Here is an 18547-nt window from a genome sequence, read left to right on the forward strand (position 1 = left end):
TAGGGAGTAACATCTGATGTATTTGGGTCTCGATCTCGGAACGTCCGGCGTCAAAGCGATGCTGATCGACGGCAATCAGAAGATCATCGGTTCCGCCCATGGCGACCTCGATGTCTCGCGGCCGCATCCTGGCTGGTCGGAGCAGGATCCTGCCCATTGGATCAGCGCGACCGAAGAGGCTATTGCCGGGTTGAAGGCGGCGCATCCGAAGGAACTGGCCGCCGTGCGCGGCATCGGTCTTTCCGGTCAGATGCACGGTGCAACGCTGCTCGATGCCGACGACAAGGTGCTGCGCCCCTGCATTCTCTGGAACGACACCCGCAGCTATCAGGAGGCTGCCGCGCTCGATGCAGATCCGAGGTTCCGCGCGCTGACCGGCAATATCGTCTTCCCCGGCTTCACCGCGCCGAAGCTTGCATGGGTTGCCAAGCACGAGCCTGACATTTTCGCTAGAGTGCGATGGGTGCTGTTGCCGAAGGACTATCTGCGTCTCTGGTTGACCGGCGAGCATATGTCGGAAATGTCAGACTCCGCCGGCACGTCCTGGCTCGATACCGGCAAGCGCAAATGGTCCTCCGAGTTGCTAGCGGCGACCAATCTCGATGAGAAGCAGATGCCGATGCTGGTCGAAGGTACCGAAGTTGCCGGCAAGCTGCGTGGCGAGCTGGCCTCCAAATGGGGTATCGGCGGCGATGTCGTCGTGGCCGGCGGGGCAGGGGACAATGCGGCCTCGGCCTGCGGCATGGGTACGGTGAGCCACGGAGCCGCTTTCGTTTCGCTCGGCACGTCGGGCGTGCTCTTTGCCGCCAACGGCTCCTATCTGCCGAAGCCGGAAAGCGCTGTCCATGCCTTCTGCCACGCATTGCCGAACACCTGGCATCAGATGGGCGTCATCCTCTCGGCGACCGATGCGCTGAACTGGCATTCGCATGTGACGGGCAAGTCTGCCGCCGAACTCACCACCGAGCTTGGCGACACGCTGAAGGCGCCGACGAGCGTCACCTTCCTTCCCTATCTTTCGGGCGAGCGCACGCCGCACAATGACGCGACGATCCGCGGCGCTTTCATCGGCCTTGGCCATGAGAGCGGCCGCGCCGTGCTGACGCAGGCCGTGCTCGAAGGTGTGTCCTTCGCAATCCGCGACAATCTGGAAGCGCTGCGCTCCGCTGGCACCAACATTGCGCGCGTGACGGCCATCGGTGGCGGTTCGCGTTCGCGCTATTGGCTGGCCTCGATTGCAACGGCGCTCGGCGTTCCCGTCGACCTGCCGGCGGACGGCGATTTTGGCGCGGCCTTTGGCGCTGCGCGCCTCGGCCTGATCGCCGCCACCGGTGCCGACCCGGTCGCAGTCTGCACACCGCCGCAGACGGCCGGCACGATCGATCCCGTGGCGTCACTGACGGACGCCTATGCGGATGCCTACAAGCGCTATCGGGCGGTTTATCCGGCGATCAAGCCGCTGTCGGCGCGTTGAAATATTGAAATACTGTGGCGTAAAGCCCCTCATCCGCCCTGTCGGGCACCTTCTCCCCGTTTTGACGGGGGAGAAGGGGAAAGAGGCAACTTCAGCCCGCCCCTAACGCTTTGGTCGGAGGGGATGCAGAGGTCGTCCCCTCCGACCAAAGCGTTAGGGGAGAGGGTTAGGGTGAGGGGCAGCGCCGCACCAAACGAACAACAATATGCGAATACCAACCCAAGGAGACAGAACATGAGCACCGGATTTTTTGGTGACATCAGCAAGGTAAAATACGAAGGCCCGGATAGCACCAATCCGCTGGCTTTCCGTTATTACAACAAGGACGAAGTCGTTGCCGGCAAGCGCATGGAAGACCATCTGCGTTTCGCCGTCGCCTACTGGCACACCTTCACCTGGCCGGGCGGCGACCCCTTTGGCGGCCAGACCTTCCTGCGCCCCTGGTTCAACGAGACGATGGAAGCCGCCAAGCTGAAGGCTGACGTCGCCTTCGAATTCTTCACTTTGCTCGGCACGCCCTACTACTGCTTCCACGATGCCGACGTGCGTCCGGAAGGCAAGAATTTTGCCGAGAACACCAAGAACCTCAACGAGATCGTCGACTACTTCGCCAAGAAGCAGGCAGAGACGGGTGTGAAGCTGCTGTGGGGCACGGCAAACCTTTTCTCCAACCGCCGCTTCATGTCGGGTGCTGCTACGAACCCTGATCCGGATGTCTTCGCCTTTTCGGCAGCGACCGTGAAGACCTGCCTGGACGCTACTCACAAGCTCGGCGGCGAAAACTATGTCCTCTGGGGCGGCCGTGAAGGCTATGAGACGCTGCTCAACACCGACCTGAAGCGCGAATTGGACCAGATGGGCCGTTTCCTTAATCTCGTCGTCGAGTACAAGCACAAGATCGGCTACAAGGGCACGATCCTGATCGAGCCGAAGCCGCAGGAGCCGACCAAGCACCAGTATGACTACGATGTCGCCACGGTCTACGGCTTCCTGAAGAAGTATGGTCTCGAGAACGAAGTGAAGGTCAATATCGAGCAGGGCCATGCGATCCTCGCCGGCCATTCCTTCGAGCACGAGCTGGCGCTTGCCAACGCGCTCGGCATCTTCGGTTCGATCGATATGAACCGCAACGATTACCAGTCCGGCTGGGACACCGACCAGTTCCCGAACAACGTTCCGGAAATGACGCTGGCCTATTACCAGGTTCTGGCAGGCGGCGGTTTCAAGACCGGCGGTACGAACTTCGACGCCAAGCTGCGTCGTCAGTCGCTTGATGCGGAAGACTTGCTCATCGGCCATATCGGCGGCATGGATTGCTGTGCTCGCGGCCTGAAGGCTGCTGCCAAGATGATCGAGGACAAGGCGCTCTCCAAGCCGCTCGCCGACCGTTACGCCGGCTGGGATTCGGCCGAAGGCCAGAAGCTGCTGCGCGGTGAATATTCGCTCGACCAGATTGCCCAGTGGGTAGAAACCAAGGACGTCAACCCGCAGCCGAAGTCCGGCAAGCAGGAACTCCTGGAAAACATCGTCAATCGTTACGTTTGATCGACAGGTTCGGGAGGCAGTGGTTCACTGCCTCCCGACTCCGGTCTGAAGGCGCGGCTGGAAATGGATATGGAATTTTCAGCGGGGTCTTTGGCATTGGCGAAGACATAGCCATCGGCCTGGTGGATGGGACCGAATTCGAGCCCTTCCTCTGCGCATCTCGCGCGAAAAGCTTCGACGTGCTCGACGTCAAACACGAGTTTTACCAGTGACTGGCCCATTTTCTGTGCTTTGGCTGCGGGATGGATCATCAGATTGGCGCCGCCATCCGGGGCGAGCAACTCGACAATCCGATCGCCTGCCTGCCGATGCGACTTGAACCCGAAATGCTTCTCGTAGAAGCTGATCGTCGCCTCGACATCGCGGACATAGAGGATCAGCCTGCCGAGCGGCATCGTAACACCTTCCTATCGCCGCGCGCGCGACGGTGCAGAAACCGAGTTTCGCACCACGAGGTCCGGTCGCAGCAGGATCTCCGTTTCGGGCGGCTCGCCATCCGAAAGGAGCTCCAGCAGCAGCGCCATGGCGTGCTTGCCGATGGCGGTGCGCGGCTGGCGGATCGTCGTCAGCGAAGGCGTCATGAAGACGGCTTGCGGCACGTCGTCGAAACCGGTCACCGAAAAATCCTCGGGAATGTCATAGCCGCGTGTTTTCAGGCCAATCATCACGCCGATCGCGGTCTGATCGTTGACGCACATGAAGGCCGTTGGCAGCGTGTCACGCATGAAGAGCTGCTCGACGGCGAGTCGTCCGCTTTCGATGGTGCCGTCACCCTCCAGGATGATCCGGAGATGGGTGCCAATGCCGGCGGCATCGAGCCCGGCTTCATAGCCCATGCGCCGACGGCTATAGGCGAGGCGGGTGCGGGAATCGCCGATGAAAGCAATCTTGCGGTGGCCTTCAGCGATCAGTAGGTCGACGGCCTTACGCGCGCCGGCAATATCGTCGACGCCGACATAGGGAATGCCGCCGTTGAAGACTGGCTCGAAAACGCCGACGCTCGGCGGCAGTCTTGCCGTCATCGTTTGATGGCCGAAAGGCAGGATGCCGGTGAAAAGGATCAGCCCCGCCGCCTGGTTGGAATTGAGGAATTTCAGATATTCCAGCCCGCGCTGCGCATCGTTCTGCGTATGGCCGATGAGGATGCCGTAGCCATGCGAACGCGCCTCGTTCTCCAGGCCGATCAGGATGTTGGAGAAATTGGGGTCGCCGATGTCGGGGGCAACGACGAGAATCATATTGGAGCGGCCGAGCCTGAGGCTGCGCGCCATGGCATTGGTCGTATAACCGGTGACGGCAATGGCCTGGTTGACCTTCAGCCGCGTGGAATTGGCGACTTTTTCCGGCGTATGGATAGCCCGCGAAACCGTTGCGATCGAAACATTGGCAATGCGGGCGACGTCTTCGATAGTTGCGGGCGTTGAATTCGACACTGCGCTCTGCCTTGGGGTCTCGTCTCGGGCTGGAGACTACACAGACTTACGTGGAGGTCAAAGGTAACCGCGAAAATTTGTACGATATCCAATGATGTAAACCTTTACACGATCTATGTAAAGGTTTACATACCATGGAAAGCGGGTGGGACCGCAGGGAGGGTTCAATGAATTCGGAAGCCGTCGACGGTACGGTCGTGCTGTCTGCGAGAGGGATTTCCAAGGCCTTCAGTGGCGTGCAGGTGCTGTTCAGCGTCAACTTCGATCTGCGAGCCGGCGAAATTCATGCGCTCATGGGTGAAAACGGTGCCGGCAAGTCGACGCTCGTCAAGGTTCTCTCCGGTTTCGAGCAGCCGACATCTGGCGAAATCCTCCTTGATGGTAAGCCGGTGAAGCTGCCGCCTAACGGTGCTGCCGAAGCGCTCGGCATCGTCATCATCCACCAGGAGTTCAATCTTGCGGAACATCTGACCGTCACCGAGAGCCTGTTTCTCGGTCGCGAAGTCACGCGCTTCGGCGTGCTCGATCGTAAGCATATGCGTGCGGAGACGCGGCGCGTGCTCGATCTTCTCGGCTCGCATGTCGATGAGAACGCCATGATCAGTTCGCTCTCCATCGCCGACAAGCAGATGGTGGAGATCGCCAAGGCCATCAGTCGCGATGCGCGGATCGTCTTCATGGACGAGCCGACAGCCGTTCTGTCGCGCGAGGAGACCAATTTCCTGTTCAAGCAGGTGCGCAAGCTGCGTGATCAGGGAACGAGCTTCGTTTTCGTTTCCCACAAGCTCGATGAAGTCATGGAACTGACGGATCGCGTTACGGTGCTGCGCGACGGCCAATGGGTGAAGACATCGCCGACTTCGCTGCTCGACGGCGAATCAATTGCCCAGTTGATGGTCGGGCGCGAACTTTCCAGCCTCTATCCGGCGAAGAACGAGCCCGATGTCGACGAGAAGGTCGTGCTCAGCGTCAACTCGCTTTCGACAGGCTATGTCCGCGACGCGAGTTTCGAGTTGCGCAAGGGCGAGATACTGGGCTTTTCCGGCATGATCGGCTCGGGTCGCACCGAGTTGATGGAGGCGATCGTCGGCCTGCGCTCGCGCGCATCCGGCGAGGTCGTCGCCAATGGCCAGACGGTGCCGTCACATGATGTGCACGCCGCCATCGATGCCGGTCTCGCCTATATGACCAAGGACCGGAAATCCAAGGGGCTGCTGCTGAATTCGGGCATGGCAGTCAATCTCACCCTCCAGTCGCTCGATCGGCATGGCAAGTTCGGTTATCTGAGCGCCTCCAGCGAGGCGAATGCGCTGACACGCGCCCGCCGCCGCTTCGATATCCGCGTTCGCGACGGAAATATCGTCGCCGGCCGTATGTCCGGCGGCAATCAGCAGAAGCTGCTTTTGGCGAAAGTCATGGAGACCGAGCCGCAGATCATCATCATCGACGAGCCGACGCGCGGCATCGATGTCGGTACGAAGCAGCAGATCTATCATTTCATTTCGGCATTGGCGCGCGACGGTCATTCGATCATCGTCGTCTCCTCGGAAATGCCGGAGGTCATCGGATTGTGCACGCGGATCGCCGTCATGCGCGAAGGCCGCATCGTCGGGATGCTTGAGGGCGACGAGATCTCCGAGCAGGAAATCATGCGTTATGCGGCGGGCCTGAAGAAGAAGACCGCCGCCTGAACGGGCGGTGCAGGGCAGGGCGAATTCCCAGCAGTCATGGGACGGGAGGTTGGTTTTGGTTATGAGCGTGGGCGAAGACAGCAGCGGCAAGACAGGTCGGCGGGGGCGCTCCTGGCGGGATGTCGATTTGAGGGCCGTTGCGCCGTTTGCAGCGCTGGTGCTGCTTCTGATCGTGGGCGCATTGGTCAATCCGAACTTCATCGGCATCACGAATCTTGCCAACGTCGCGACCAGAAGCGCCTTCATCGCCATCATCGCGGTAGGGGCGACTTTCGTCATTTCGGCGGGTGATCTCGATCTCTCCGTGGGGTCGATGGTGGCCTTCGTGGCGAGCCTGATGATCCTGCTGATGAATTCCGGTGTCATCGCCGATCCGACGCTGATGCTGGCAGCGGCCATGGTGTTCGGTATCGTCGCCGGTGCGCTGTGCGGCCTTGCCAACGGCCTGATTACCACCGTGGGCAAGATCGAGCCTTTCATCGCGACGCTCGGCACCATGGGTGTCTATCGCGGGTTGACGACCTGGCTGTCGCAGGGCGGCGCGATTACCCTGCGTTCGCCAGAGCTGCAGTCGCTCTATCGCCCGGCCTATTTCGGCTCCATCCTCGGAGTGCCGGTTCCGATCGTGGTGATCCTTGCGGTCACCGGCGTTGCCGCCTTCATTCTCTATCGCACCCGCTATGGACGGCATGTCGTCGCCGTCGGCTCGAACAGCGATGTCGCGCGCTATTCCGGCATCGCGGTCAACCGCGTGCGCACCATCGCCTTCGTCATTCAGGGGCTGTGTGTTGCAATCGCCGTGCTTCTCTACGTGCCGCGGCTCGGCTCGACTTCGGCCACGACCGGCATTCTCTGGGAACTGCAGGCGATCACTGCCGTCGTCGTCGGCGGCACGGCGCTGAAGGGCGGCGCGGGCAGGGTATGGGGTACGATCTGCGGTGCCTTCATCCTCGAGCTGGTCGGCAACATCATGCTGCTGTCCAATTTCATCAGCGAATATCTGATTGGCGCCATCCAGGGGGCGATCATCATCATTGCCATGCTCGTCCAGCGTTCGCTGGTGCGCAAATCGTGAATAACCGGGTCAGGGGGCGCCCGGTCATCAGGACAAGGCCCTGTTTCAATGTGGGAGGATAAAATGCGCAAAAGACTATTGGGCGTTGCCGTCGTGCTCGCGGCGCTCGCCGGCACGGTACATGCGGAAGACAAGAAGGTGACGATCGGCGTTTCCATTCCGGCCGCCGACCATGGCTGGACTTCGGGCGTGGTGTTCCATGCCGAGCGTGTCGCCAAGCAGCTGATGGCCCAGCATCCCGGCCTGAAAGTCATCGTCAAGACTTCGCCCGACGCTGCAAGCCAGGCCAACGCGGTACAGGATCTCGAGACCCAGGGCATCGACGCTCTCGTGATCCTGCCGTCGGATCCGGATCCGCTCGTCAATGCCATCAAGGAAGTCAAGGACAAGGGCAAGTTCGTCGCGCTCGTCGACCGTGCGCCGAGCAGCAACGACAATTCCGTTCGTGACCTCTACGTCGCCGGCAACAATCCGGCGCTTGGCCAGACAGCAGGCGAATACATCAAGAAGAATACCCCCGACGCGCAGGTCGTTGTCATCCGTGGCTTGCCGATTCCGATCGACCAGCAGCGCCAGGACGGCTTCGACAAGGGTATCGCCGGCTCGAACGTCAAGGTTCTCGACCGCCAGTACGGCAACTGGAACCGCGACGACGCCTTCAAGGTCATGCAGGACTACCTGACCAAGTTCCCGAAGATCGACGTCGTCTGGTGCCAGGATGACGATATGGCCGTCGGCGTGCTGCAGGCGATCGATCAGGCCAAGCGCACCGATATCAAGTATGTCGTCGCCGGCGCCGGTTCGAAGGACATGATCAAGAAGGTCATGGACGGCGACAAGCTGATCCCGGTCGACGTGCTCTATCCGCCGGCAATGGTCGGCACTGCCATGGAACTGACCGCTGCCAACTTCTACAATCAGGTTCCGGTTCGCGGCAATTACATCCTTGATGCGACGCTCGTCACCAAGGCCAACGCCAAGGACTTCTACTTCGCCGATTCACCGTTCTGATCTTTGATTTGAACAGTTGCGCCCGCCGGTTCCGGCGGGCGTTTTTTATGGGTATGCCGCCTTGTTTCGCAGCGGGCGAGAATTTTTGCGGCACGTACCTCTTGCCGCCGGCGGCAGGCCATGATTAGGTCATGAGGCATTCGACTTTCATCCTGACGACCCTATTGTTTTTGGAGGTTACGGTTTCCCGGCTGCCTCGAACATGGGTCCGAATGGCGTCGGAAACGTTTACAGAACGCGACTAGGGAGGAATTACACATGAAGACGATCAAGGGCCCGGGCCTGTTTCTCGGACAATTCGCAGGCGATACCGCGCCATTCAATTCGTGGGATTCGATCACGAAATGGGCTGCCGATGCCGGCTATGTCGGCGTGCAGGTTCCGACCTGGGCAAGCCAGCTCATCGACCTGAAGAAGGCAGCTTCCTCCAAGGATTATTGCGACGAGTTCGCCGGCATTGCCCGCTCGAATGGTGTCGAGGTAACGGAGCTTTCGACCCATCTGCAGGGCCAGCTCGTCGCGGTTCATCCCGCTTATGACGAAGCTTTCGATGGCTTTGCAGCTCCGGAAGTGCGCGGGAATCCGAAGGCGCGCCAGGAATGGGCCGTCGAACAGGTGAAGATGGCGCTGACGGCTTCAAAACATCTCGGCATCAAGGCGCATGCGACCTTCTCGGGCGCGCTCGCTTGGCCCTTCATCTATCCCTGGCCGCAGCGCCCGGCCGGTCTTGTGGAAACCGCTTTTGAAGAGCTTGCCCGCCGCTGGACGCCGATCCTCAACCATGCCGACGAAAATGGCGTGGATGTCTGCTACGAGATCCATCCCGGCGAAGACCTGCATGACGGTATCACCTTCGAGATGTTCCTGGAGCGCGTGAAGAACCACCCGCGCGCCAACATGCTTTACGATCCCTCGCACTACGTCCTGCAGTGCCTCGATTATCTCGACAACATCGACATCTACAAAGATCGCATCAAGATGTTCCACGTCAAGGATGCGGAGTTCAATCCGACTGGGCGTCAGGGCGTCTATGGCGGCTATCAGGGCTGGGTCGAGCGTGCCGGTCGCTTCCGTTCTCTCGGCGACGGCCAGGTGGATTTCGGTGCCGTCTTCTCGAAGATGACTGCGAACAACTTTGACGGCTGGGCCGTGGTCGAATGGGAATGCGCACTGAAGCATCCCGAAGACGGCGCGCGTGAAGGCGCCGAATTCGTCAAGGCACATATCATCCGCGTTACGGAAAAGGCCTTCGATGATTTCGCTGGCAGCGGCACAGACCAGGCGGCAAACAGGCGCATGCTGGGGATCTGATCAAACCCCTTCGCCCCGCAAGGCGGGGAGAAGGTGGACTCGAACGGTTGAGCGGAGCGAAGCCGAGAGAGGACGGATGAGGGGTCTTCTCGATATTCATCGCGGCGGCAGAGCTTGCCAGACCTGCGATGCCCCTCACCCTAACCCTCTCCCCGCAGGCGGGGAGAGGGGATGATTGCGGTAAGCGATCGCGTTCAAACAATTCAATTCTCAGGAGGACAGAATGGCAATCGAAGGATCATCGGAACAGACGCGGGAGCCGCGCATTCGGCTTGGCATGGTCGGCGGCGGTGCTGGCGCATTTATCGGCGCGGTGCATCGCATCGCGGCGCGCATTGACGATCAATTCGATCTTATTGCGGGTGCGCTCTCGTCTTCGCCGGAAAAGGCTGCCGCTTCCGGGCGCGATCTCGGTCTCGATCCCTCGCGTGCCTATTCCAGCTATCGCGAAATGGCGATCCGGGAAGCCAAGCTGAAGAACGGCATCGAAGCAGTCTCGATCGTTACTCCGAACCATGTGCACTACGATGCCGCCAAGGAGTTCCTGCGTCGCGGTATCCACGTCATCTGCGACAAGCCGCTGACCTCCAATCTTGCCGACGCCAAGAAGCTGAAGAAGGTGGCCGACGAAAGCGGCGCTCTTTTCATCCTCACGCACAACTACACCGGCTATCCGATGGTCCGTCAGGCCCGCGAGATGGTCGAGAATGGCGAGCTTGGCGATATCCGCATCGTGCAGGTGGAATATCCGCAGGACTGGCTGACCGAGAACATCGAGCAATCCGGCCAGAAGCAGGCGGCATGGCGTACCGACCCGGCGCAGTCCGGCGCCGGTGGTTCCACGGGGGATATCGGCACGCATGCCTACAACCTCGCTTCCTTCGTGACCGGCCTCGAGCTCGACAGCCTTGCCGCCGATCTCGACAGCTTCGTCGAGGGCCGTCGTCTCGATGACAACGGCCATGTGCTGCTCCGCTTCAAGGCAAAGGGCAAGGAGAAGCCGGCAAAGGGCATGCTCTGGTGCAGCCAGGTGGCGCCGGGTCATGAAAATGGCCTCAAGCTCCGCGTCTACGGCACCAAGGGTGGCATCGAGTGGACGCAGGCCGATCCGAACTATCTGTGGTACACGCCGTTCGGCGACCAGAAGCGATTGATTACCCGCAATGGTGCAGGTTCCGGCGCTGCCGCAGCGCGCGTCTCGCGCATCCCTTCGGGTCATCCGGAAGGTTATCTGGAAGCGTTTGCCACGATCTATACCGAGGCTGCGCGCGCCATCAACGCCCGCAAGAAGTGTGTGGCAGTCGATCCGGCTGTGATCTATCCGACCGTTGATGATGGCGTGAAGGGCGTGGCTTTCGTCGAGGCTTGCGTTGCTTCCTCGAAGCGCAACGGCGCCTGGGTCAAGCTCTAAGCTTTGGATAGGGTTCGAGGCGGCGTAACTGCCTCGAACCTGCTTGCTCAGGCCGCGACTTCCTGCTTGCGCCTCGTCAGCGCATCGACGCTGAAGGGGCCGCCACCGGCGGCAACGAGAAACAGGAAGATGAAGCAGAAGAGGACGGCAGCAGTGCCGCCGTTCTGCGCGGGATAGAAACTTTGCGGCGCGTGGCGCAGGAAATAGGCAAACGCCATCAGGCCTGACAGCACGAAGGCGGCGATCCGTGTCTTGAAACCGATCAGGACGAGGAAGCCGGGGGTCAGCTCAAGCAGGCCGGCGATCCAGGGCAGGGATCCGACAGGCGGCACTGTTTCGGCTGCCGGGAAATGCAGCACCTTCTGCGTTCCATAGCTAAACAGCACGAGCGATGCGACGATGCGCAGGAGGCTCAGCAGATGGGGTTGAAAAGCGTGGAGCGCAGGGAGCATTTGTATCCTTTCGTTGTCAGGTTTGAGCGCTACCCTCAATTGATCCGTGGCCGAAAGACAAGTCACGACTGTTGACATTGATGTTATCGAGCTGTGCCAAGATCGCGCCGATGCCGGTGAACTTTCCGGAATTCACCTGGCAGGCGCGAATTATCGATATCTGTAACGTTGCAGTTTTCCAGCGTCGCCCCTGTACTTTGTCGCGCCGCTTGGTTAAACCGCAGCCAACGAAGCCAAAACAGACGGGATTTTCACCATGATCGATCCGAAGCTTCTTGCCGATCGCTTCCCCGGCGATTTCACGTTCGGCGTTGCCACCGCCGCATTCCAGATCGAGGGCGCCACCAAGGCCGATGGCCGCAAGCCGTCCATTTGGGATGCTTTCGCCAACATGCCCGGTCGCGTCTATCAGCGCGATAATGGCGATGTTGCCTGCGATCACTACAATCGGCTGGAACAGGACCTGGATCTGATCAAGGATATGGGTGTCGAAGCCTATCGCTTCTCGATCGCCTGGCCACGCATCATTCCCGATGGCACTGGCCCGGTGAACGAAGCCGGCCTCGATTTCTACGATCGTCTCGTCGACGGCTGCAAGGCGAGGGGTATCAAGACCTTTGCGACCCTCTACCATTGGGATCTGCCGCTGACTCTTGCAGGCGACGGCGGCTGGACGGCGCGCTCGACGGCCCATGCGTTCCAGCGCTATGCCAAGACCGTCATGAGCCGCCTCGGCGACCGCCTGGATTCGGTTGCCACATTCAACGAGCCCTGGTGCATCGTCTGGCTGAGCCATCTCTATGGCATTCATGCGCCGGGCGAGCGCAACATGCAGGCCGCGCTCCATGCGATGCACTACATGAACCTTGCCCATGGTCTTGGCGTCGAAGCGATCCGCTCCGTGGCGCCGAAGGTGCCTGTCGGCATCGTGCTCAACGCCGCTTCCATCCTGCCGGGCTCGGACCTTCCGGAGGATCTCGCTGCCGTCGAGCGCGCCCATCAGTTCCACAATGGCGCCTTCTTCGATCCGATCTTCAAGGGTGAGTATCCTAAGGAGTTTGTCGAGGCGCTTGGCGATCGCATGCCTGTCATCGAGGACGGCGATTTGAAGACCATTAATCAGAAGCTCGATTGGTGGGGTCTGAACTATTACATGCCGATGCGCGTCCACGATGACGCCTCCAAGAGCGGCGATTTCCCCTGGACGAAGGATGCGCCGCCGGTCAGCGACGTCAAGACGGATATTGGTTGGGAGGTCTATTCACCTGGCCTGAAGCACGTCGTCGAGGATCTCAACAAGCGCTACGACCTGCCGGAGTGTTACATCACCGAAAACGGCGCCTGCTACAATATGGGCGTCGTCAGCGGCGAGGTCGATGACCAGCCGCGTCTCGACTATTACATCGAGCATCTCGGCGTCGTCGCCGATCTCATCAAGGACGGTTATCCGATGCGCGGCTATTTTGCCTGGAGCCTGATGGACAACTTCGAATGGGCCGAGGGATACCGGATGCGCTTCGGACTCGTCCATGTCGATTACGAGACTCAGGTGCGCACCATCAAGAAGAGCGGAAAATGGTACCGGGAACTCGCAGCTCACTTCCCGAAGGGCAATCACAAGGCCGACTGACCCGCGATCTCGCTGCCTCCTTATTCGGCGTCGCCCGAATCGGCAGAGGCTGCTAGGTTTCGGGCATGACCTCGCGCCCGCTTTTCCTTTACGCACTTTGCGGCAGCCAGCGACAGGCTTCAAGCAGTCGCCGGCTGCTCGAAGCCCTGCGGCTTGCATGCCCTGAAGATACTACCATCGAGATCTGCGATCTGATCGGTGACTTGCCGATCTTCAATCCCGATCATGAGGGTGAGAGGACGCCCGCCATTGTCGAGACGTTCGCGGCGAAGATCCGACAGGCTGATGGCCTGATCGTTTCCTGTCCGGAATATGCGCATGGCGTACCGGGTGGGTTCAAGAATGCTCTGGACTGGCTGGTGTCACGCGACGAGATACCGTTCAAACCGCTGATGTTCGCGCATGCCTCGCATCGCGGTGATTTCGTGCTCGATCAACTTGCAGAGGTGTTGAGAACCATGTCGCTTCGCATCGTGCTCGAGGCGTTTTTACGCCTGCCGATCGCGGGCAAGAGCGATGAAACCCAGGCGGCGCTGCTTGTGCAGGCCCGCGACGAGGGCTTGCTGCGCGGTAGGCTCGACCATTTCGCGAAAGTGATCCTCTCCGAAGGATGAATTCGATTGCATCCGCAATATACAACTCTTTCCTGTAGGAATCTCGAGCTCGCCTTAACCGTTTATTGAAGTCCTGACTGCAGAGTTAGGTCCCAAGGAGAAAAGACCTTGGGAGCAGTTTTCGAGTCATTGCGGCAGAGTACGCAGGTCGGTCGTCATTCCATCGTGACGGCCGTTTTGATTACTTTCGCAGTGGTCGTTGCCGTCGTGACGCTGATGGTGCTCACCGCGATCGGCCGGGTGGCCGATTACTCCAACAAGCTGGATGACGAGCGTTCCTGGGAGACGACTGTCGGCGCGCTCAAGACCTTTCAAGGGCAGCTCGAAGCGACGCTACACGATCATTCCGCACGCAATGATGCGGCAAAAAGCGTCTACGGCAAGGACGACCAAGGCTGGGTTGCCGGCAATTACGGCGATATCTCCTCCAACGGCGCCCTATTCGATACGGCGATCATCGTCGATGACAACAATAAGCCTATCGTTGCCTTTCACGATGGCGAACCTATGACCGCCAAGGTCGAGGATGTTCTCGGGACCGCCGTTTGGGCTCTCGTCGAACAAGCGCGCCGTACGCTCGTGACCGGCGTGCCTGAGGCGAGCGGCTACATCATGACCAGCAATGGCATTGCTGCTGTGGGCGCCGCAACGATCCGCGAGAGGTCCGGCCGGATTCCGGCGCCCGAAGGCAAGCGGCGCTACCTGATCCTCGTACGCTACTTTGACGCCGCGCGGATCAAGATGCTTTCGAATATCTATGTCATCAGCGGTTTGAAGCTGGTGCCCGCGCAGACCGTGGCGCGGTACGCCGTCTCTATCGTCGATCCCCTTGGCAAGCCATTGGGGCGGCTGGTCTGGAATTCGCGCGAGCCGGGCGATCGGAGCTACCAGCAGGTGCGGCCGCTCGTGCTTGGTGCGCTTGGCCTTGTTGGCCTGTTCTTTGTCGTGCTGCTGATCCTCGGGTCGCTTGCGGGGCGCCGGCTGCGGGCTGAGGAAGTGCAGGCGCGCCAAGGCTCGCTGCGCGATCGCCTCAGCGGCCTTCTCAATCGCGAGGGACTGCGCCTCGATGTCGATCGGCTGGTGGAGCGGGCGCGTGCTGACCGCAGCAATGTCCTGCTTCTCTATCTCGATCTCGATGGCTTCAAGGAAATCAACGACGCCTATGGGCACGGCACGGGCGACCAGCTCATTCGCGCCGTGGCGGCGGGCTTGAGCGTGCTCGTACCACCGCAGGCGTCTCTCGCGCGTCTCGGGGGTGATGAGTTCGCCATCGTGTTTCCGACCACGGAACTTAACGACGCGCCCGCCTTGCGGCTGGCCGAACAGATCCTCGATTTCCTGTCCGAGCCATTGGAAATCGGTCGACGCATCGTCGTCGTTGGGGCCAGCATCGGCATTGCAAGCTCCGCCGAAGGCCGCATCGACCGCGAGGAGCTGGTGCGCCGCGCCGATCTTGCCATGTATAAGGCCAAGGAGGCTGGTCGTGCCCGCATGACCTGCTACGAGACCGCCATGGATGCGCATCGCGAGGAGCGCAACGCTCTGGAACTCGATCTGCGCCGCGCGATCGAGACGGAGGAATTGACGCTCGTCTATCAGCCGCTGGTCGATGCTTCGAGCTGCGAAATGACTGGTGTCGAGGCGCTGGTGCGGTGGAATCGTCCGGGTCACGGACCGATTTCGCCTGAAATATTCATTCCCGTCGCTGAGACCACCGGATTGATCGAGGCGCTCGGGTTGTTCGTCCTGCGCAAGGCATGCGAAGCGGCGCAACAATGGCCGGACCTGCGCGTTGCCGTCAACGTCTCGCCGGGCCAGTTCCGCAATCCAGCCTTCGCCGACTACGTTCGCAGCGTGCTGAACAGTACGGAGATCGAGGCCGGACGTGTGACGTTGGAAATCACCGAAGGCTATATCATCCAAAATCCCGAGCGCACGCGTCAGTCGATCGAGCGGCTGAAGATGCTTGGCGTCAAAGTGGCGCTCGACGATTTCGGGTCGGGCTTCTCGTCCATCGGCTATCTCAGGCAGTTTGGCTTCGATCGCATCAAGATCGACCGCTCATTGACGATGAACGTGCTGGAGGACAGCCGCGCCCGCGAGATGCTGCGCGCAACCGTGGCGCTGGCTCGCTCGCTCGATATTCCGGTGACAGCCGAAGGTATCGAGATCGAAGAGCAGGGAAGAGCTCTGCAGAATTTCGGTTGTGACGAGCTGCAGGGCTATTTTTACGGAAAGCCGATGCCGGAGGCCGAGATTACCAAGCGCTTCTCGATCCAGAAAGCGGCGGCGCTCGACGAAGAGCGCGGCGCCGCGGCTTGAGATTTCAGCCGATGTGCTGCTGGCCGCGCTTGCGGGCAAGCGCGATCTGGCGCTGCCTTTCGCGGTAGCGTTCGCGGTCTTCCTCACTGCGATCATGATAGCAATGGCTGCAGGAAACGCCTGCCTCGTAGAAGGGCGAGGTCACTTCTTCGGCGGTGATCGGGCTGCGGCAGGCGTGACAGAGCCTGTGATTACCCTCCTTCAGCCCATGCTCGACCGAGACGCGCTCGTCGAAGACGAAGCAGGCACCTTCCCACAGGCTTTCTTCGGCCGGCACTTCCTCGAGATATTTCAGAATGCCGCCCTTGAGATGGTAGACCTCGTCAAAGCCCTGCTGCTTCATGAAGGCCGTTGCCTTCTCGCAGCGGATGCCGCCGGTGCAGTACATGGCGATCTTCGGCTTGTTATGCAGGCCAGTATTCTCCCGCACCCATTCCGGAAACTCGCGGAAGGTCTTGGTCTTCGGGTCGACCGCACCCTTGAAGACGCCGATGGCGGTTTCGTAGTCGTTGCGAGTGTCGATAACGATGGTATCGGGATCGGAGATCAGCGCGTTCCAGTCCTTCGGCGCAACATAGGTGCCGACGACCCGGGTGGGGTCGATATCCTCGACGCCCATGGTGACGATCTCTTTCTTGAGCTTCACCTTCATGCGCACGAAAGGCATTTTCGACGCGCGGCTCTCCTTGTGCTCCAGGCCGGCAAATTCCGGCTGCGCCCGCAGGAAGGAAAGCACGGCGCCGATGGCCGCGTTCGTCCCGGCAATGGTGCCGTTGATGCCCTCATGCGCAAGGAGCAGCGTGCCCTTGACGCCGTTTTCCTCGCAGAGCGCAAAGAGGGGCTCGCGCAGGCTTTCGAAGCGCGGGAAGGAAACGAAATGATAGAGGGCGGCAACAAGGAATGCGCCGGTCGCCTCGCGCCGTGGGTCGGAAAGGATGTCGGTCATGGCGGGGAAATACAATTTTGTGAGCTTTCAGGCAATGGGATTTGCGTGAAGGCCCGGCATTCCCGGCTGAATGCGATGGTTCAGGTGGTGCGAAAGGCTGGCAAAAGGCGCCGGAAAGCTGATTTGGCCGCCTCGATCACCTGGTCGGCTGCTTCAATCCGCCGCTCCCAGCCACAGATGTCTGATCGTTCGGGCCTCGCGCTCCGGCTTGTCGGCAAAGACCCAATGGGCTCGGCTTAGCGCATCCTCGCGGTCGGCTTGCTGGCGGGAGATGATCGCTTCCAGCAGGCGGGCGCGGTCGTCGCTACCGTCGAAGAGCTGCGGTTCGCGGTCAGTGACTTCGGACAGGATCGACAGGTCGAGATAGCGACCGAGCACATCGACCAGCGCTTTGGCTTCCAGCTGCTTGGCATGCATGGCGGCGGGCCAGACATCCCGCAGCAGCATATGGTTCATCCAGCAATCCTGGCTGCGTTTGCGCAGGTCATGGAAGCTTTCCAAATGGGCATCGCTGCTGCGGCATTGGTGAAGGGCTTCCACCGCCTTGCGGCCATTCTTGCGCCAGCTTTTCTCGAGCAGGCTGGCCGTGTCGCGCCTGCCGCATTTGAGTGAGATATCGCCCACGGCTTTAATGGCATCGTTGCAGGCGGCGATCGCGGCTTGCGCCTTGTCTTCGAGGTCGCTTTCCGCCTTGGACAAGCGGTCTCTCCGGGCGGTCAGGACATCGGTAACGCGAAACAGCGCCTGCCGCTCGTCGTCGAGCGTCGTCGCCTCCTGAAGGTAGCGGCCGGCCTCGATCAGCGCCGTTGCGTCGCGTACGCTTGAGAGCGAACGCGCCATGTCGCGAAGCCGGGCGTTCTCTCTTCGCTGAAATTCACGAGCTACGGGTGCGATCAATCGATAGAGCGCGCGCACGCGCTTGATATTCTTGCGGGCGGCATGCACCGCTTCGTGCAGTCCTTGCGGGCGATCCTGAAGGACAGCCATGGCTTTGCCGAGCTGATGCGCGGCGACCCTGTGTACCTCGCCATCAATGGCCCGGTCAGGCCGTATGCGATAGCTCATCATACTCCCGTTCGAACTGGGTCGCGAGCGCCTGATTGGAATAGCGGTAATCGCCGGTCACTTCCCGGCCGATCCAGTCCGGCAATTCCGGATTGTCGTTTTCGTCTTCCATTTCGACCTCGGCGATGACGAGGCCGCGATGGGCGCCGCGGAAAACGTCGACTTCCCAGACAAAGCCTTTGAAGGGCACTTTGTGGCGGGTCTTTTCGATGACGAGCCCAAGAGCCGTCCCTAATAGTTCTTCCGCCTCTGGGATAGGGATCTCATATTCGAATTCGTCACGCGTCATCTTCTTGCCGATCTTGATCGTCAAGGTCGCGACGCTCTCGTTCGTCAGCCTGATCCGCACTGAACGATCTTCCATGGAAGCGATGTATCCCTGTCGCAGAACCAGTCTCTCCGACACGAAATTCCGCCAATGATCGCCGCGCACCAGAAACTTTCGCTCGATCTCTTTTGCCATGCGTTTGACATGCTCCACCGGCACAGATCAGTCTAGCCTATAGCAAGTCAGAGCGGATTCCTACCCATCGTCGCGAGAGTGCGCTTTTGTCTCGACAAGCACTC

The 18547-nt window shown here is 60.4% G+C and carries 16 protein-coding genes; 10 read left to right on the forward strand and 6 right to left on the reverse strand.

Going from position 1 to position 18547, the window contains the following annotated elements:
- Positions 1–16: 16 nt before the first annotated feature.
- Positions 17–1474, forward strand: a complete 1458-nt coding sequence (gene xylB / locus GGD46_RS04975) for a xylulokinase (RefSeq protein ID WP_184702403.1) — start codon at positions 17–19, stop codon at positions 1472–1474.
- A gap of 234 nt (positions 1475–1708) precedes the next feature.
- Entirely contained in the window at positions 1709–3019 is a 1311-nt protein-coding gene (gene xylA / locus GGD46_RS04980) for a xylose isomerase (protein ID WP_184702405.1), read from the forward strand.
- On the opposite strand, the gene GGD46_RS04985 is transcribed toward xylA, so the two are convergent.
- The gene (locus GGD46_RS04985; protein WP_184702407.1) at positions 3010–3414 is read right to left on the reverse strand and encodes a VOC family protein; all 405 of its coding nucleotides are present in this window, start codon (positions 3412–3414) and stop codon (positions 3010–3012) included. The genes xylA and GGD46_RS04985 overlap by 10 nt on opposite strands.
- Before the next feature lie 12 nt (positions 3415–3426).
- A complete protein-coding gene (locus GGD46_RS04990; RefSeq protein WP_184702409.1) occupies positions 3427–4452 on the reverse strand; it encodes a LacI family DNA-binding transcriptional regulator in 1026 nt (341 codons plus the stop codon).
- 167 nt (positions 4453–4619) lie between these two features.
- Here GGD46_RS04990 and GGD46_RS04995 point away from each other — a divergent pair, with 167 nt between their 5' ends.
- From GGD46_RS04995 to GGD46_RS05015, 5 genes are all read left to right on the forward strand, one after another.
- Positions 4620–6143, forward strand: a complete 1524-nt coding sequence (locus tag GGD46_RS04995) for a sugar ABC transporter ATP-binding protein (RefSeq protein ID WP_184702411.1) — start codon at positions 4620–4622, stop codon at positions 6141–6143.
- Positions 6144–6204: 61 nt separating this feature from the next.
- Positions 6205–7218 (forward strand): ABC transporter permease, encoded by a 1014-nt coding sequence (locus GGD46_RS05000; RefSeq protein WP_184703214.1) that lies wholly within the window; start codon positions 6205–6207, stop codon positions 7216–7218.
- Between the two features lie 63 nt (positions 7219–7281).
- On the forward strand, positions 7282–8229 hold the full coding sequence (locus tag GGD46_RS05005; protein WP_184702413.1) for a substrate-binding domain-containing protein: 948 nt from the start codon (positions 7282–7284) through the stop codon (positions 8227–8229).
- A 258-nt stretch (positions 8230–8487) separates the two neighbouring features.
- On the forward strand, positions 8488–9540 hold the full coding sequence (locus tag GGD46_RS05010) for a sugar phosphate isomerase/epimerase (RefSeq protein ID WP_184702415.1): 1053 nt from the start codon (positions 8488–8490) through the stop codon (positions 9538–9540).
- A gap of 223 nt (positions 9541–9763) precedes the next feature.
- Positions 9764–10951 (forward strand): Gfo/Idh/MocA family protein, encoded by a 1188-nt coding sequence (locus GGD46_RS05015; RefSeq protein WP_184702417.1) that lies wholly within the window; start codon positions 9764–9766, stop codon positions 10949–10951.
- Between the two features lie 47 nt (positions 10952–10998).
- Here the strand turns inward: GGD46_RS05015 and GGD46_RS05020 are convergent, their stop codons facing one another.
- The gene (locus GGD46_RS05020; RefSeq protein ID WP_184702419.1) at positions 10999–11403 is read right to left on the reverse strand and encodes a DoxX family protein; all 405 of its coding nucleotides are present in this window, start codon (positions 11401–11403) and stop codon (positions 10999–11001) included.
- Positions 11404–11659: 256 nt separating this feature from the next.
- Here GGD46_RS05020 and GGD46_RS05025 point away from each other — a divergent pair, with 256 nt between their 5' ends.
- The 3 genes from GGD46_RS05025 (at position 11660) to GGD46_RS05035 (ending at position 15969) form a co-directional block, all read left to right on the forward strand.
- Complete coding sequence (locus GGD46_RS05025) at positions 11660–13033, forward strand: GH1 family beta-glucosidase (RefSeq protein WP_184702421.1); 1374 nt, start codon at positions 11660–11662, stop codon at positions 13031–13033.
- A 65-nt stretch (positions 13034–13098) separates the two neighbouring features.
- Positions 13099–13647, forward strand: a complete 549-nt coding sequence (locus tag GGD46_RS05030) for an NADPH-dependent FMN reductase (RefSeq protein WP_184702423.1) — start codon at positions 13099–13101, stop codon at positions 13645–13647.
- A gap of 108 nt (positions 13648–13755) precedes the next feature.
- Positions 13756–15969 carry an EAL domain-containing protein gene (locus GGD46_RS05035; RefSeq protein ID WP_184702425.1) on the forward strand — a complete coding sequence of 738 codons (2214 nt, stop codon included), beginning with the start codon at positions 13756–13758 and terminating at the stop codon, positions 15967–15969.
- Positions 15970–15973: 4 nt separating this feature from the next.
- Here GGD46_RS05035 and GGD46_RS05040 read toward each other — a convergent pair whose 3' ends face one another.
- From GGD46_RS05040 to GGD46_RS05050, 3 genes are all read right to left on the reverse strand, one after another.
- Positions 15974–16915 (reverse strand): rhodanese-related sulfurtransferase, encoded by a 942-nt coding sequence (locus tag GGD46_RS05040; RefSeq protein ID WP_184702427.1) that lies wholly within the window; start codon positions 16913–16915, stop codon positions 15974–15976.
- A gap of 153 nt (positions 16916–17068) precedes the next feature.
- Positions 17069–17980, reverse strand: a complete 912-nt coding sequence (locus GGD46_RS05045; protein ID WP_184703215.1) for a CHAD domain-containing protein — start codon at positions 17978–17980, stop codon at positions 17069–17071.
- Positions 17958–18443 carry a CYTH domain-containing protein gene (locus tag GGD46_RS05050; protein ID WP_184702430.1) on the reverse strand — a complete coding sequence of 162 codons (486 nt, stop codon included), beginning with the start codon at positions 18441–18443 and terminating at the stop codon, positions 17958–17960. Before GGD46_RS05050 ends, GGD46_RS05045 begins: the two co-directional genes overlap by 23 nt.
- Between the last annotated feature and the right edge of the window lie 104 nt (positions 18444–18547).

Origin of the sequence: Martinezella lusitana (assembly GCF_014207095.1) — a bacterium.
Lineage (GTDB): Bacteria > Pseudomonadota > Alphaproteobacteria > Rhizobiales > Rhizobiaceae > Rhizobium > Rhizobium lusitanum_B.

Coding starts and splice junctions, on each gene's coding strand:
- xylB (WP_184702403.1), top strand. CDS start 17: ATGTATTTGGGTCTCGATCTCGGAACGTCCGGCGTCAAAGCGATGCTG.
- xylA (WP_184702405.1), top strand. CDS start 1,709: ATGAGCACCGGATTTTTTGGTGACATCAGCAAGGTAAAATACGAAGGC.
- GGD46_RS04985 (WP_184702407.1), bottom strand. CDS start 3,414: ATGCCGCTCGGCAGGCTGATCCTCTATGTCCGCGATGTCGAGGCGACG.
- GGD46_RS04995 (WP_184702411.1), top strand. CDS start 4,620: ATGAATTCGGAAGCCGTCGACGGTACGGTCGTGCTGTCTGCGAGAGGG.
- GGD46_RS05000 (WP_184703214.1), top strand. CDS start 6,205: ATGAGCGTGGGCGAAGACAGCAGCGGCAAGACAGGTCGGCGGGGGCGC.
- GGD46_RS05005 (WP_184702413.1), top strand. CDS start 7,282: ATGCGCAAAAGACTATTGGGCGTTGCCGTCGTGCTCGCGGCGCTCGCC.
- GGD46_RS05010 (WP_184702415.1), top strand. CDS start 8,488: ATGAAGACGATCAAGGGCCCGGGCCTGTTTCTCGGACAATTCGCAGGC.
- GGD46_RS05015 (WP_184702417.1), top strand. CDS start 9,764: ATGGCAATCGAAGGATCATCGGAACAGACGCGGGAGCCGCGCATTCGG.
- GGD46_RS05020 (WP_184702419.1), bottom strand. CDS start 11,403: ATGCTCCCTGCGCTCCACGCTTTTCAACCCCATCTGCTGAGCCTCCTG.
- GGD46_RS05025 (WP_184702421.1), top strand. CDS start 11,660: ATGATCGATCCGAAGCTTCTTGCCGATCGCTTCCCCGGCGATTTCACG.
- GGD46_RS05030 (WP_184702423.1), top strand. CDS start 13,099: ATGACCTCGCGCCCGCTTTTCCTTTACGCACTTTGCGGCAGCCAGCGA.
- GGD46_RS05040 (WP_184702427.1), bottom strand. CDS start 16,915: ATGACCGACATCCTTTCCGACCCACGGCGCGAGGCGACCGGCGCATTC.
- GGD46_RS05045 (WP_184703215.1), bottom strand. CDS start 17,980: ATGAGCTATCGCATACGGCCTGACCGGGCCATTGATGGCGAGGTACAC.
- GGD46_RS05050 (WP_184702430.1), bottom strand. CDS start 18,443: ATGGCAAAAGAGATCGAGCGAAAGTTTCTGGTGCGCGGCGATCATTGG.